This window comes from Bizionia myxarmorum, assembly GCF_008086205.1.
GTDB lineage: Bacteria > Bacteroidota > Bacteroidia > Flavobacteriales > Flavobacteriaceae > Algorimicrobium > Algorimicrobium myxarmorum.
Window position 1 is genome coordinate 255,606 of sequence record NZ_VSKK01000002.1, and the last position, 13,657, is coordinate 269,262.

Here is a 13,657-nt window from a genome sequence, read left to right on the forward strand (position 1 = left end):
AATAAATGTTATGAATAAAAGAAACTACCTCTTTATTATCTGTGCGTTATTTAATGCCGTATTGATAGCGCAAACATCGCAAAAAGCTATCAATGACTTGCAATTAGCTACAGATGCACAAATTACAATTCACGCGCAATCTGGAGTTCCAGAATTTATTAAATTCCCAGTAAACAAGGCGCTAACACTTCAAGGCGGAACGTTACAAGAAAAAATTAGAACGTTTTTAGGAACCAATGACGCTTTATTTGGTGCTAACCAAAATTTAAAAGATTTCGTTTTTGAACCTATTAAAAAAGATAAGTACGGTTTAGAAAGTCTTACTATTAAACAACATCATTTTGGTGTTCCCGTATTTGATGGTCAATTGCGTTTTCATTTTAATAAAGCTAAAAAATTAACGGCTATAAATGGAAATTATATTACCAATATTAAAATAAATGCGAATCCTGATATTTCCAAGCAAGAAGCCAATACCATTGCTCTAAACATGGTTAATAAGCAAGATCTAAATTTTTCTGGAGCACCTGTGTTCGCTTATAAAACAACGCTTTTTATTTTTCAAAAAGGACTGGTTGAAAACAATTTGGAATCTAGCTATTTAGTTTATGAAGTTGAAGCTAGAAATGATAAGGATGTTAGAGAATACTTATACATCAATGCACATGATGGTACTTTAGTACAACAATTTACAGGAATGGCTCATGCTTTAGATAGACGCGTTTATGAAGGTGGTCCTCAATCACTTGTTTGGCAAGAAGGCGACGCTTTTCCTGGAAGTTTAACTATTTGGCAGCGAAATGAAGTTGAAGCATCTGGTCATGTTTATAATTTTTTTAATAATGCTTTTGGTTATGTTTCATTTAATAACGCAGACGCTAGAATGATTACTGTAAATAATGATCCGAATATTGATTGTCCCAACGCAAATTGGAATGGCGCTACCGCTAACTACTGCAACGGAACAGCTACTGATGATGTTATAGCTCACGAATGGGGCCATGCTTATACTGAATATACGAGTGGATTAATTTACGCTTGGCAATCGGGCGCCATGAACGAATCGTTTTCAGATATTTGGGGTGAAACCGTAGATTTAATAAATAATTATGCAGATGAAGATGAAGATTTGTCTTTAAGAACAGGTTGTAATAGTTCTGATCGTTGGAGAATAGGTGAAGATGCAACTGCTTTTGGTGGTGCCATTCGCGATATGTGGAATCCAACATGTAATAATGATCCAGGAAAAGTAACAGATGGCCTTTACCGTTGTGGTGAAGGTGATTCTGGTGGAGTTCATTCTAATTCAGGTATTCCAAACCATGCGTACGCACTTTTAGTGGACGGCGGCACGTATAATAATCAAACCATTAGTGGGATTGGTTTAACAAAGGCAGCTCACATTTTTTGGAGAGCACAAAGCATCTATTTAACGGCAACTAGTGATTTTTATACATTGGCTGATGCTTTAGAAGCAGCATGTACTGATTTATTAGGTTTTAACTTAGAAGGTTTATCTACAGAAGTTACAGCAGCAGGTGCTTCTGGTGATGTTTTAACCATGTCCGACTATAACCAATTAGTGAAAGCTATTTTAGCTGTAGAATTACGCACGTTACCAGAAGCGTGTAACTTTACTGCCATTTTATCTACAAGTGCGGATCCATGTGGCGCTTCTTCTAATAATGCTATCTTTTTCGAAAACTGGGAAGCTGGTTTAGGAAATTGGACTTTGGAACAATTGCCTGAAAACGCTAGTTCTTGGGAACCTAGAGATTGGGAGATTAGCAGCAGTTTACCTCAAGGTAGATTAGGCCAGGCCATATATGCTACAGCTACTAATATTGGTAATTGTAGTAGTTCTATGCAAAATGGAATTATCCGTTTAGAAAGCCCGCAAATTAGTATTCCAACAAATTATTCTTCTGGAAATTTTGAAATGACTTTTATGCATTATATAGCAACGGAAAGGCTTTATGACGGTGGAAATATTAAATACCAATTAAATGGTACAGGAACTTGGAAAATTCTTCCAAAATCAGCTTTTACAACGAATCCTTATAATATTCGTCTAAACCGCGTTAGTGCTGGTAATGATAACCCAATGGCAGCACAAGATGCTTTTTCAGGAACCGATGGTGGTTCAAATTCTGGAAGTTGGGGACGTAGTACCGTTAATTTATCAGAACTGAATGGATTTTCTGCAGGATCAAATATTAAATTCCGATTTGAAATGGGAACTGATGGTTGCAACGGCCGTATTGGTTGGTATGTAGATGATATTTCAATATACAATTGTAGCTACGCTTTATCTGTAGAAGATTTCACAGCTTTGGAAAACAGCTTAAAAGTGTATCCAAATCCTAGTAATGGTCAATTTACCTTGCAGAATGTTAATAATTTAAACCTAATTAAGGCAGATATTATTGATATTAACGGCCGCTTGGTGAAGTCAGTAAACTTATCTCAAAGTCAAAACAAAACAACGATTGATATTTCTGCTGTTGCTTCTGGTTTATACTTTATGAAAGTATATTCACAAAATGCGAACACGGTTATTAAATTAATAAAAGAGTAATTAGATACTTTATAGCAAAAAAAAAATCCCGCAATTAGCGGGATTTTTTTATGTTTTATATTTAAATATTAGCGTAAAATTAATTCTTTAATAACCTCTTTACCTAAATTTTCATTCAACATCTTTACTATTTTCTCTTTTCCATAACTCAATTCTTCACGAAGTACGCTAGAACTTAATTGTACGTAAAGCGTAGTTCCTTTTAGTTGAATGGCTGTTGTGTAATTATTTACACCATTGCCCATCATACTTTGCCAAGCATCTTGCACATTTACGGCATTTAATCCTTGTTCTAGTCTGTTGGTTTCAACAAACTCTTTCAGGACGTCTGCAATCGTTAAGTTTTCATTATTACGTTTGGCCATTAGTCTAAATTTAAGGGTTCGTAGCGTTTGTACAAAAATACTGCATCGTATTTGTTAATCACTTTTAATTGATCTTTAGTTGCTAACAAAATCGTTTCCTTCCAGGAATCAAAGGCTGTTTCATAATAGATGTTTAAGCTGTCATTTTCAATTTTAATTTGAAAGGTTTCAGCATCATCAGAGGTTTCAAAAGTTCCCATAAAATTGGGTTTTAGCTTTTTTCGAATCCCATTTAAAGAATCTTCTAAACTAATAAAATCAATGGTGTCGTTGTAATTATATTCTTTAATGGAGCCATTTTTTAGTGTAACTTTTTCAATTTCCCAGTACCCTTCAATATGTTCTATAAATTCTTCTGGGTTTTTGGTACAACTGGTTAAAAGGGCAACCGTTGTTAAAATTAAAATAGACCTTCTAATTTTTTGTATCATAATAAATCAATTTTATAATTTAAACATTTCGTAGGATTGATGCACCTGTTTGATTACGGCTTCTGTTCGGTCTGCATGAGTATCGCTTATAAATAATTGACCGAAATTTTCATCATCCACCAATTTTATAATTTGTGAAACGCGCTGCTCATCCAATTTATCAAAAATATCATCTAATAGCAAAATCGGGTTGACATGACTTTTAGACTTTATAAAATCGAATTGCGCCAGTTTTAAAGCAATTAAAAAGGATTTCTGCTGCCCTTGACTTCCAAATTTTTTAATAGGATGCTCAGCAATATTAAAAACTAATTCATCTTTATGAATGCCCACACTGGTATATTGTATGGCTTTATCCTTATTAATAACCGTTTTTAAAAGTGATTCTAAGCGCTCATGAGCTAAATCACTTTCATAAGCCAATTCAACCGATTCATTGCCGTTGCTAATGGCTTGGTAACGCGCTTTAAAAATGGGGATAAAAGCTTCTAAAAAAGATTGGCGTTTTTCATGAATATCATGCCCATATTGATCTAATTGGGTATCATAAACCTCCAGTGTGTCTTTGTTAAAAGTATGGTTTACGGCGAAATATTTTAAAAGTGAATTGCGCTGTGCTAAAATTTTATTATATTTTAACAAGGCATCTAAATAGCTTTTGTCGCTTTGCGAAATCACACCATCCATAAATTTTCGTCTGGTAGCGCTACCTTCAATTATTAAATCCCTATCTGCCGGCGAAATAATTACCAAAGGTAAAAAACCAATATGGTCGCTATACTTTTCATATATCTTGCCATTTCGCTTAATTACCTTCTTTTGACCGCGTTTTAGGCTTACTACAATTTTTTCGTTTGAATCCGCTTTTACATATTGGCCATTCACAACAAAAAATTCTTCGTCGTGTTTTATATTTTGAGACGCAATAGGATTAAAGTAACTTTTACCAAAAGACAGGTGATAAATTGCATCCAAAACATTGGTTTTACCCACGCCATTGTTGCCAACAAAGCAATTTATCTTATCATTAAAAACAAAGTTGCGTTCATCAAAATTTTTATAATTAAGTACCGATAAAGATTTTAAAATCATGTAAAAAGAAACTTAAATGTGTTTGGAGTTTAACAGATGTGCAAATTATTGAAAAATAACAAATAATAGGCTTTCAAATCTAAAGAAAAATTCTATTTTTGCGGCGCATTAATTAAGAATATATGGCAACTTACAAGAAGAAAGGATACAAACCACAATCCAAAGAAGAAAAGCAGAATGAAGTTGAGGAAAACTCTACAACTGCCGAAGTTTTTAACACACTTGATGAAAGTGCATCAAAAGCGGAAGACTGGGTTATTGGTAACCAAAAATACATTTTTATCATTATCGCTGTAGTAGCTGCTGTTGTTTTAGGATATTTAGGATATAATCAATTTATAGCCAAACCAAAACAAACTGAAGCTATGAATGATATGTACCAAGCACAGAAGTATTATGACCAAGCGGTGAATGCTACTGCACAAAAAGACTCGTTGTTTAACTTGGCTTTAAATGGAGGGGAAGGTAAATTTGGTATGTTAGATATTGTTTCGGAATATGGTGGAACGCCAGCTGGAAATTTAGCTAATTACTATGCAGGTATGGCGTATTTAAACACAAGAGATTACAAAAATGCGGTTTCGTATTTAGGTAAGTTTTCAAGTGATGATGAGATTTTAGCACCTATGGCTAAAGGTTCTATTGGTGATGCCTTTGTGCAATTAAACCAACAAGAAGATGCTTTAGGCTATTATGAAGATGCTGCTAAAATGCGTAAAAATGAGTTTACAACACCAATGTTTTTATATAAAGCAGGTGTAACAGCTTTAGATTTAGGCAAAACGGACGCGGCACTTAAGCATTTTGAAAATATTAAAGAAAACTACCCAACATCAGCTGAAGGTACCAATATTGACATCTTTATTGGAAAAGCAGAAGCGTTGGCAAGTAAGTAAATATGGCTACAGAAAATAAAAATTTATCAGAATACGATAAAGCTACAATCCCAAACGCGAAGAATTTTCGGTTTGGGATTGTTGTTTCAGAATGGAATGATACCATCACTGAAGGATTGTTTAATGGTGCTTTTAAAGCCTTATTAGAAAATCACGTTCCAAAAGAAAATATTATTCGTTGGAATGTTCCCGGAAGCTACGAGTTAATTTATGGCTGTAAAAAGATGCAACAACAAGCTGTTGATGCGGTTATTGCCATAGGTAGTGTGATTCAAGGTGAAACTAAACATTTCGATTTTGTTTGCGAAGGCGTTGCTCAAGGCATCAAAGACCTGAACGTTTTGCATGATGTGCCGGTTATTTTCTGTGTATTAACAGATAATAATTTACAGCAAGCAATTGATCGTTCTGGTGGAAAACACGGAAACAAGGGAACAGAAGCGGCTGTTGCGGCTATAAAAATGGCTCATCTTAATAAATAGGATTCAATCCATCTTCATTTAACACTTTAAATTTTTGATGTTTTTCAAATAACTTCAAGGGATATCATCCGTCAAAATGTTAACAATTTTTGGCAGTAAGCATATCCTTTTTGCTTGTAAATTCAGTACTTTTGGAACTAAAGCAATTAATCAGATCGTACATTGGCTAAAAAAAATAAAAGCTTTAGTTACAAACCTAGGTTCCAAGAAGATGCTGTTAAAACACAGCAAGATGATATTCAGACCAAATGGCAAGGTTTGAAAGGTAACAGAAATCGCAAATCTAGCTTTCTAACCTCACCATTATTTTTGGTCTTGTTTTTGATTGCTATCTTAATAGCGATTTACGTACTAAGTCGCTACGAATAATATAAGATTATGGGAGTTTTTAGTAAGCGAAAAAATAAAAGATACGATTACACACCACGCTATTATAAAGGTGAAGGGAATCCTTATGAAATAAAACATAAGTTTGACGATTTTCGTTCTACCGTTGGAAATACAAATGGTTTTAAATCTAAAATAAATACTGCTTGGGACGATTATAAAAATAATGTTAATGAAAATGCCAACAAGCGCGTACTCATCATTATTGGTATTTTAATTTTTGTGTTTTTGCTGATTATTGGTTTCGATTTATCAATTTTCTTTTCTAAAAAATAATGGCAGATATTATTCAGTTACTACCGGATCATGTGGCGAATCAAATTGCTGCTGGTGAAGTTGTACAGCGACCTGCATCCGTGGTTAAAGAACTCATGGAAAATGCCATTGATGCGCATGCTTCAGAAATTAAATTACTTATCAAAGATGCCGGTAAGACGCTTGTTCAAGTTATAGACAACGGATCGGGTATGAGTATTACCGACGCGCGCTTTAGTTTTGAACGTCATGCCACTTCCAAAATTAAATCTGCTGAAGATTTATTTAAGCTCAACACCAAAGGTTTCCGCGGTGAAGCTTTAGCTAGTATTGCTGCTATTGCGCATGTTGAATTAAAAACAAAGCAAGAACTGGATGATGTTGGAACTCAAATTGTTATTGAAGGTAGCGAGGTAAAGTCGCAAGAACCCGTTGTAACGCCAACTGGAACATCCATTGCCGTAAAGAATCTCTTTTTTAATATTCCTGCACGTCGAAATTTTTTAAAATCGAATACGGTCGAGTTACGCCATATTATTGATGAATTTCATCGGGTGGCCTTGGCACATCCCAGTATTCAATTTTCCATGTATCATAATGGCAGTGAATCTTTTCACTTGCCAGGAAGTAATTTTCGGCAACGTATTGTTAATATCTTCGGAATTAAAACCAATGAAAAATTGGTTCCGGTGAATGAAGCTACCGAAGTTTTAACGGTTTCAGGATTTGTTGGAAAACCAGAATACGCCAAGAAAACACGTGGTGAACAATTCTTTTTTGTGAATAATCGCTTTATAAAAAGTGCGTATTTAAATCACGCTATTAATTCAGCTTTTGATGGATTATTGAAAGATGGCAAACACGCTAGTTATTTTTTAGATTTAACTGTCAATCCGGAAACTATAGATATCAATATTCACCCTACCAAAACAGAAATTAAGTTTGATGATGAGCATACGCTTTATGCCATTTTACGCTCGGCAGTTAAACATAGTTTAGGTCAATTTAGTATTGCACCCGTTTTAGATTTTGATCGCGATTCTAATTTTGATACACCATACGATTTCGAAAACAAACAAGCTAAAACTCCTAGAATAGAAGTAGATCGAGGTTTTAATCCGTTCCAGGAGGAAACCCGCTCTAAAGCTGCATTCAATACGTCTTATAAAAAAGAACCAGCTGGAAGTTGGGAAGGTTTGTATGTGGGTATGGAATCTAAAGGCACAAAATCTGCAACTGATTTTAATGAAATACGTTTTGAAAGCGATGAGCAGACTGGAACCATTTTTCAAGACGATACAAGTTTTGAAACCAAGCAATCTACCTATCAACTTCACAATAAATACATTGTTAGTACTATAAAATCAGGAATGCTGGTTATTGATCAGCATCGGGCACATCAGCGCATTTTATATGAAAATTTCCTGAAACACATTACTATTAAAGAAAGTGTGAGTCAGCAATTACTGTTTCCTGTTTTGGTGTTTTTATCACAACAAGAAATGGATTGTATAAAAGAAGTTCAAGAAGATTTAGAGCACACCGGATTTGTATTTGCTAATTTTCATAATGACCATATTGAAATTTCAGGTGTTCCAATTAGTGTTCCTGAAAGTGAAGTAATTGTTATTTTGGAACAATTAATTAGCGACATTGAAAATGAAGTGCCAGATTCCAATTTTAGTGCCACCGATTTATTAGCTAAATCTATGGCGAAGAGTTTAGCCATAAAAAGAGGACAATCCTTATCTTTGCTAGAACAAGAACATTTGGTAAATAGCTTATTTGCATGTAAAGATCCAAATAGTTCACCAGCAAATAAAGCCACATTCGTTACGATAAGCGTAGACGAATTAGATAAAAAATTTATATAAGTAAAGTCTTATGATGAATAATATTACCGATACCGTCAAGCATTTAATCATTATAAACGTGGTTATGTTTGTGGGTACTTTAACCATTGGCGGAAGTGCTATTGGAAGCAATACTTTGTTTTACGATTGGTTTGCTCTACATTTTCCTCAAAATTCGGCCTTTCAATTCTGGCAAATTATTACCCATATGTTTATGCATGGTGGCTTTATGCATATTTTGTTTAATATGTTTGCCTTGTGGATGTTTGGAACCGCTGTAGAACAACGTTTCGGAGCTAAAAAGTTTCTATTTTTTTACATGTCGTCAGGATTAGGAGCCGCTCTTTGTATGATTGGCTATTATTATTTCACTTTCTATTCAGGGCTAAATACCTTAACAGATGCCGGGGTAGATAAAACGCAAATTCTCGAAACCTTAAATTCTGGCATGTATAATACCCAATGGCAGCAAATTATGGGCGCTGCAGATATGCAACAGTTTGTAAGTGTTTTTAACAGTACTATGGTTGGTGCCTCTGGCGCTATAATGGGTGTTTTAGTTGCCTTTGGAATGCTATATCCAGAATCCAAGTTAATGTTGATGTTCTTGCCAGTTCCTATTAAAGCCAAGTATTTTATTCCAGGAATTATAGCTTTAGATTTAATTTCAGCCATTACAGGTCAATCATTTTTTAGCCCTGGTAATACGGCTTATGTCGCCCATATTGGCGGCGCATTAACCGGTTTCTTAATTATGTGGTATTGGAAAAAAACGCAATTCAACAAAAACCGTTGGGATTAATATGAATAATTTAAACCAAGATATTCGCGATAAACTAAAACGTCTCAATATTTTTGAGAAGCTCATCGTGGTTAATTTAGTCATCTATTTAACGGGTTTATTGTTGTCTTTACTTTTCAATTTTAATTTTAATTGGTTTGAGTTGCCAAGTACTTTAGGTGCGTTTATTATGCAGCCATGGAGTATTATTACCTATGCATTTGTGCATTATGATTTTTGGCATTTCTTTTTTAACATGATCTGGCTCTATTTTATTGGTGGCATGTTTACCAATATGTTTTCTGCAAAAATGGGATTGAATGTCTACTTTTTAGGCTTAATTTCTGGCGGACTTTTATTTCTATTAGGTTATAATTTGTTTCCAGATTTGTTTAAATCGCCAACGCGTTTAGTTGGCGCATCTGCCGCTGTTCGAGCTTTACTTATATTTTTGTGTGCGTATATGCCTAGTATGGATGTGAAGTTTTTCACCTTTAATTTAAAGCTATGGTATATTGGGGCTGCCATTGTAGCATTTGATGTGCTGGGCGTTTTGGCTGGTATAAAAGATCCGCTTACTGGAAATGCTGGTGGTAATTTAGCCCATTTAGGAGGCGCTATTTTAGGATATGCTTACGCTAAACAATTAACCAAAGGGAATGATATAGGCAAAGGTTTTGAAAGCATGATGGATCAAATTGCAGGTTGGTTTAAAACATCTAAAAAGTCACCATTAAAAACAGTTCATAAAAGCAAGAAAGGCAAGGTTGCTGGGTTTTCTGAAAAGGAATTCGGCGAGTTTAATAATCAGAAGAAAATAGACCTTATCTTGGATAAGATAAGTAAATCTGGCTATGATGCTTTAACCAAAGCCGAAAAAGATTTTTTATTCAGAGCTGGTAAATGATAATGAGTTTATGAAAAACTTAAAGTTAATAGATAAATTCATATACTTTTTAAATGGTATAGCGGCGTTTCTATTGCTTACTTCTTATATTCTGCCATTTGTTCCTCCAAAAACGTTTGCGTTACTTTCTGTTTTAAGTTTAGGTGTTCCATTTTTAATTCTTGTTAATTCTATCTTCTTTCTGTATTGGCTTATCATGCTAAAAAAACAGCTGATTCTTTCATTAGTCGTATTAATTATTGGCTATTTTAACTTTGGTTCTTTGTATAAATTTACATCTGATGATGATATTTCGCATGAACATCAATTAAAAGTGATGAATTATAATGTGCGCTTATTCAATTTATATAATTGGATTCCTAAAAAAGGTATTCAAGGTAAGATGGTAGATTTAATAAAGCAAAAAGCGCCAGATGTGCTTTCCATTCAGGAATATCATCCACATCCTAAGGTAGATTTATCCTTTTTTAAGTATAAATTCGAAAAACTATCGGGTAAGAAAACCAAATATGGACAAGTTATTTTGTCTCAATATCCTATTATCAATTCGGGTTCCATTGAATTTCCAGAAACGGATAATAATGCCATTTTTGTAGATATTTTGAAAGCAGATGATACCATTCGAATTTATAATATTCATTTGCAATCTTTGAAAATTGATACTAAAATGGAGAATTTTAATCAGGAGGATTCTGAACGTTTATTGAAGAAAACAGAACATACTTTTGAAAAACAGCAGGTTCAAACTGAATTATTTTTAAAGCATAAAGCAGCCTGTCCTTATAAGGTGATTATTACGGGCGACTTTAACAATACCGCCTTTTCTTATGTTTATAAAGAGCTGAAAGGTGATATGAAGGATGCCTTTAAAGAAGCAGGAAATGGCTTTGGAAGAACATACGACTTCCGATTTTTCCCAATCAGAATCGATTTTATTTTCAGTGATCCCGCTTTTGAAGTGACAGATTTCAAAACCATAGACAATAAATACTCAGATCACTATCCTATTATGGCGACGTTAAAACTACATTAACGCACAGTCAGCCGCATCCGCAATCATATGAATTACCAATCCAATACCAATTAATCTGGTTTTCTTCGGAAATAATAAAAGCATATAAAAGCCCATTGCCCAATAGGTGTGTAGCGGATGGAAATTAATGCTACATCTATTCGGGTCAAAAATTGGCGTGGCTAAAAGGTGATCTAAATCGATAACCATAGTGGCAACCATAATCAAATAAGCCTTAAACCAAATAGTTCTGTAAAAGGAGAATGCAACAAGTAAAGGCAATAGAAAATGAATGTTATAATGAACAAGCGTTTGTAACATTACCAAAATGCTTTTTGAGATTGTAAATAATTAACCGCATTTGGACCTTCATTAAAAAGTAAATCCAAAATACTTAAGTTATTTATATAGTCGTGTTTATCATCAAAAACTTGCGTATAAGGTTCGAATTCTGGTGCTTTTTCACCTTTAGCTTGAACTAGAAATCTTAAATCAGTTGAGCCCATTGGGTTTTTTTCAAAAGTTGCTGTTTCTTTAATATCTAATTCTAGTTGTAAACAGTCGCAAACAGTTTCAAAGCAGGCAATATTATAATGGAGTAGGTTAGAGGCTGGCTCCTCAAATAAGGGTTTTAAATCGTCTTCATAATACTCGAAAAATGGTGAGGTTTTATAAGCTGATTCTAAAGACCGCCAATGATTGCGCTGCCATTTTTCTTCATTATGAATTAAAACATCTGCATACTGCTGGCGATTTTTCTGGGTATGAACAACAGGGATATTCAACAACAATTTCCCATTAGCCCCATAAATATAGGTGCGATTCCGATAGGTTTGCTTTTGAAAATTATCAGCCATTTCAAACGTAACAGTTTCCGCCTGACTAATAGCCACAAAATGCGCTATGTTTGGAAAATATGTGGGATGAATTAGTAATTGCATATGTTGTTTGGTGTTGAGCTGTTTGTTTTTGAAATAAAAAAGCTAAACGACTCTACCACTTTATGATTAACTATTGGCCTTCTTATGTTTACGCCATTTGCTAAAACCAAACCAAGCTAGCAATAATACTAGAAATGGTATGAAATATGAAACCGGTTCGCCGCTGCCATGAACAGTTGTAAATAAACGTTCCCAACGAATTTTCTCTTTTATGCCTTGACCATTTGTGTTCCAACTCATCCAAATAAACACCGGTTTTCCAACCACATGGTCAAACGGTACAAAACCCCAAGAACGTGCATCTAATGAGTTATGACGGTTATCACCCATCATCCAGTAATAATCTTTTTGAAAGGTATAATTAGTTGCCAGTTCACCATTAATAAAAATTTGATTCCCTTTAACTTTCAGCTCATTATTTTCATATTCGGTAATGGCACGCTTATAAAGTGGTAAAACATCTAAATTTAGAGCTACTGTAGCGCCAGCTTTTGGAATATACAAAGGTCCGAAGAAATCATTGTTCCAATTGTAATTTGGATCATGAGGAAAAACACTCAATTCACGTTCACCTTTTTCACGCTTTAAAGGTTCTATACTTTTTACGTTCGGATGGTTTTTAAATTTCGCTAAATTTTCATCTGAAATACCCGCAAAATAACTCATAGAGTAATCTTGATTGTATTGTGGGAAATCGGTTATATTATAACGACTAGCCAAACTATAATTATCAAAAGGACCATTTTTAGTTTCAACTTTATAAGAAAACTGCAATTTAGCACGATCTGGTAATTGATTTTGTTTTCCATTAATAAACACAAAACCATCACGAACTTCTAATGAATCGCCTGGCATACCAACAGCACGTTTTACGTAATTGGTTTTCTTATCTACAGGTTTATAATAATTTCTATCGGCTGTTTTATACATATTGTATAAGGTATCCACAGGCCAATTGAAAACGACTATATCGTTTTGTGCGATATTTTGGAATCCTGGTAAGCGTAAATAGGGAAGCGATAATTTGTTTATAAATGAGGTATTTCTATTCTCTACATTATCATCATATAAATATGATTTTTTATTCAGAATTGGAATGGTATCATGAACCATTGGCGCTGCTATTGTGGACATAGGGACACGCGCGCCATAATGAAATTTGCTTACAAAAAGGAAATCACCAACTAAAAGCGATTTTTCTAAAGAAGATGTTGGAATGGTATAAGGCTGAATAATATAACCATGAACAACCGTGGCGGCTACTATAGCAAAAAGTATAGAACTTACCCAATCGCCCATTGGTGTTTTAGGGTGTAAACTTCTATCTTTTACATGTTCAACATCCACAAAATAGTTTAAATAGTAATTATAAAAGCCTAAAGTAAATAATGCCAATAAAGTATCTGTGGTACTATTTTTACCAAAACTTCTAGCAGTTTCTAACCAAACCACCGGAAACATGATTAGGTTTATTACAGGCAAGAAAAGTAAAATAGTCCAGTACCAAGGACGGTTAATAATTTTCATTAAAATAACCGCATTATATATAGGAATGAATGCTTCCCATGCTTGTCTACCAGCTTTAATATATAATTTCCAAGTTCCTAATCCATGAATAACCTGAATAATTAGAATAACTATAAGCCATTGTGTAAGTGCCATAAATTTCTATTTTGT

At 34.1% G+C, this 13,657-nt stretch carries 14 protein-coding genes; 8 read left to right on the forward strand and 6 right to left on the reverse strand.

The genetic code is table 11. The annotated features are described in order from the left end of the window. The first annotated feature begins 10 nt into the window (after window positions 1-10). The gene (locus ES674_RS10165) at window positions 11-2,578 is read left to right on the forward strand and encodes a M4 family metallopeptidase (RefSeq protein WP_148403928.1); all 2,568 of its coding nucleotides are present in this window, start codon (window positions 11-13) and stop codon (window positions 2,576-2,578) included. A 68-nt stretch (window positions 2,579-2,646) separates the two neighbouring features. Here the strand turns inward: ES674_RS10165 and ES674_RS10170 are convergent, their stop codons facing one another. Genes ES674_RS10170 through recF form a run of 3 tightly spaced genes read right to left on the reverse strand, consistent with a single transcriptional unit; the run spans window position 2,647 to window position 4,466 of the window. Continuing rightward, window positions 2,647-2,943 carry a DUF721 domain-containing protein gene (locus tag ES674_RS10170; RefSeq protein ID WP_148403929.1) on the reverse strand — a complete coding sequence of 99 codons (297 nt, stop codon included), beginning with the start codon at window positions 2,941-2,943 and terminating at the stop codon, window positions 2,647-2,649. After that, window positions 2,943-3,374 (reverse strand): hypothetical protein, encoded by a 432-nt coding sequence (locus ES674_RS10175; protein WP_148403930.1) that lies wholly within the window; start codon window positions 3,372-3,374, stop codon window positions 2,943-2,945. The genes ES674_RS10170 and ES674_RS10175 overlap by 1 nt, the downstream gene beginning before the upstream one ends. 12 nt (window positions 3,375-3,386) lie before the next feature. Next, window positions 3,387-4,466: a DNA replication/repair protein RecF gene (gene recF / locus ES674_RS10180; RefSeq protein WP_148403931.1), complete on the reverse strand. Its 1,080-nt coding sequence runs from the start codon at window positions 4,464-4,466 to the stop codon at window positions 3,387-3,389. Window positions 4,467-4,588: 122 nt separating this feature from the next. Here recF and ES674_RS10185 point away from each other — a divergent pair, with 122 nt between their 5' ends. The 7 genes from ES674_RS10185 (at window position 4,589) to ES674_RS10215 (ending at window position 11,060) form a co-directional block, all read left to right on the forward strand. Continuing rightward, window positions 4,589-5,362 carry a tetratricopeptide repeat protein gene (locus tag ES674_RS10185; RefSeq protein WP_148403932.1) on the forward strand — a complete coding sequence of 258 codons (774 nt, stop codon included), beginning with the start codon at window positions 4,589-4,591 and terminating at the stop codon, window positions 5,360-5,362. A 2-nt stretch (window positions 5,363-5,364) separates the two neighbouring features. After that, window positions 5,365-5,844, forward strand: a complete 480-nt coding sequence (gene ribH / locus ES674_RS10190; RefSeq protein WP_148403933.1) for a 6,7-dimethyl-8-ribityllumazine synthase — start codon at window positions 5,365-5,367, stop codon at window positions 5,842-5,844. A gap of 378 nt (window positions 5,845-6,222) precedes the next feature. Further along, on the forward strand, window positions 6,223-6,507 hold the full coding sequence (locus ES674_RS10195) for a riboflavin synthase subunit beta (RefSeq protein ID WP_148403934.1): 285 nt from the start codon (window positions 6,223-6,225) through the stop codon (window positions 6,505-6,507). Beyond that, window positions 6,507-8,360 carry a DNA mismatch repair endonuclease MutL gene (gene mutL / locus ES674_RS10200; RefSeq protein WP_148403935.1) on the forward strand — a complete coding sequence of 618 codons (1,854 nt, stop codon included), beginning with the start codon at window positions 6,507-6,509 and terminating at the stop codon, window positions 8,358-8,360. Before ES674_RS10195 ends, mutL begins: the two co-directional genes overlap by 1 nt. 13 nt (window positions 8,361-8,373) lie before the next feature. After that, entirely contained in the window at window positions 8,374-9,141 is a 768-nt protein-coding gene (locus ES674_RS10205; protein ID WP_148404123.1) for a rhomboid family intramembrane serine protease, read from the forward strand. A 1-nt stretch (window position 9,142) separates the two neighbouring features. Next, window positions 9,143-10,027: a rhomboid family protein gene (locus ES674_RS10210; RefSeq protein WP_148403936.1), complete on the forward strand. Its 885-nt coding sequence runs from the start codon at window positions 9,143-9,145 to the stop codon at window positions 10,025-10,027. A gap of 10 nt (window positions 10,028-10,037) precedes the next feature. Then, entirely contained in the window at window positions 10,038-11,060 is a 1,023-nt protein-coding gene (locus ES674_RS10215) for an endonuclease/exonuclease/phosphatase family protein (RefSeq protein WP_148403937.1), read from the forward strand. On the opposite strand, the gene ES674_RS10220 is transcribed toward ES674_RS10215, so the two are convergent. From ES674_RS10220 to lepB, 3 genes are all read right to left on the reverse strand, one after another. Next, window positions 11,052-11,360: a DUF6122 family protein gene (locus ES674_RS10220; RefSeq protein WP_148403938.1), complete on the reverse strand. Its 309-nt coding sequence runs from the start codon at window positions 11,358-11,360 to the stop codon at window positions 11,052-11,054. The two genes, ES674_RS10215 and ES674_RS10220, sit on opposite strands and share 9 nt — an antisense overlap. Beyond that, complete coding sequence (locus tag ES674_RS10225; RefSeq protein ID WP_148403939.1) at window positions 11,360-11,980, reverse strand: WbqC family protein; 621 nt, start codon at window positions 11,978-11,980, stop codon at window positions 11,360-11,362. Before ES674_RS10225 ends, ES674_RS10220 begins: the two co-directional genes overlap by 1 nt. A gap of 66 nt (window positions 11,981-12,046) precedes the next feature. Beyond that, complete coding sequence (gene lepB, locus ES674_RS10230; protein WP_148403940.1) at window positions 12,047-13,642, reverse strand: signal peptidase I; 1,596 nt, start codon at window positions 13,640-13,642, stop codon at window positions 12,047-12,049. Between the last annotated feature and the right edge of the window lie 15 nt (window positions 13,643-13,657).

What these genes read in the sequence shown, in the direction of transcription:
- ES674_RS10165 (WP_148403928.1), top strand. Translation starts at nt 11, where the DNA reads ATGAATAAAAGAAACTACCTCTTTATTATCTGTGCGTTATTTAATGCC.
- ES674_RS10170 (WP_148403929.1), bottom strand. Translation starts at nt 2,943, where the DNA reads ATGGCCAAACGTAATAATGAAAACTTAACGATTGCAGACGTCCTGAAA.
- ES674_RS10175 (WP_148403930.1), bottom strand. Translation starts at nt 3,374, where the DNA reads ATGATACAAAAAATTAGAAGGTCTATTTTAATTTTAACAACGGTTGCC.
- recF (WP_148403931.1), bottom strand. Translation starts at nt 4,466, where the DNA reads ATGATTTTAAAATCTTTATCGGTACTTAATTATAAAAATTTTGATGAA.
- ES674_RS10185 (WP_148403932.1), top strand. Translation starts at nt 4,589, where the DNA reads ATGGCAACTTACAAGAAGAAAGGATACAAACCACAATCCAAAGAAGAA.
- ribH (WP_148403933.1), top strand. Translation starts at nt 5,365, where the DNA reads ATGGCTACAGAAAATAAAAATTTATCAGAATACGATAAAGCTACAATC.
- ES674_RS10195 (WP_148403934.1), top strand. Translation starts at nt 6,223, where the DNA reads ATGGGAGTTTTTAGTAAGCGAAAAAATAAAAGATACGATTACACACCA.
- mutL (WP_148403935.1), top strand. Translation starts at nt 6,507, where the DNA reads ATGGCAGATATTATTCAGTTACTACCGGATCATGTGGCGAATCAAATT.
- ES674_RS10205 (WP_148404123.1), top strand. Translation starts at nt 8,374, where the DNA reads ATGAATAATATTACCGATACCGTCAAGCATTTAATCATTATAAACGTG.
- ES674_RS10210 (WP_148403936.1), top strand. Translation starts at nt 9,143, where the DNA reads ATGAATAATTTAAACCAAGATATTCGCGATAAACTAAAACGTCTCAAT.
- ES674_RS10215 (WP_148403937.1), top strand. Translation starts at nt 10,038, where the DNA reads ATGAAAAACTTAAAGTTAATAGATAAATTCATATACTTTTTAAATGGT.
- ES674_RS10220 (WP_148403938.1), bottom strand. Translation starts at nt 11,360, where the DNA reads ATGTTACAAACGCTTGTTCATTATAACATTCATTTTCTATTGCCTTTA.
- ES674_RS10225 (WP_148403939.1), bottom strand. Translation starts at nt 11,980, where the DNA reads ATGCAATTACTAATTCATCCCACATATTTTCCAAACATAGCGCATTTT.
- lepB (WP_148403940.1), bottom strand. Translation starts at nt 13,642, where the DNA reads ATGGCACTTACACAATGGCTTATAGTTATTCTAATTATTCAGGTTATT.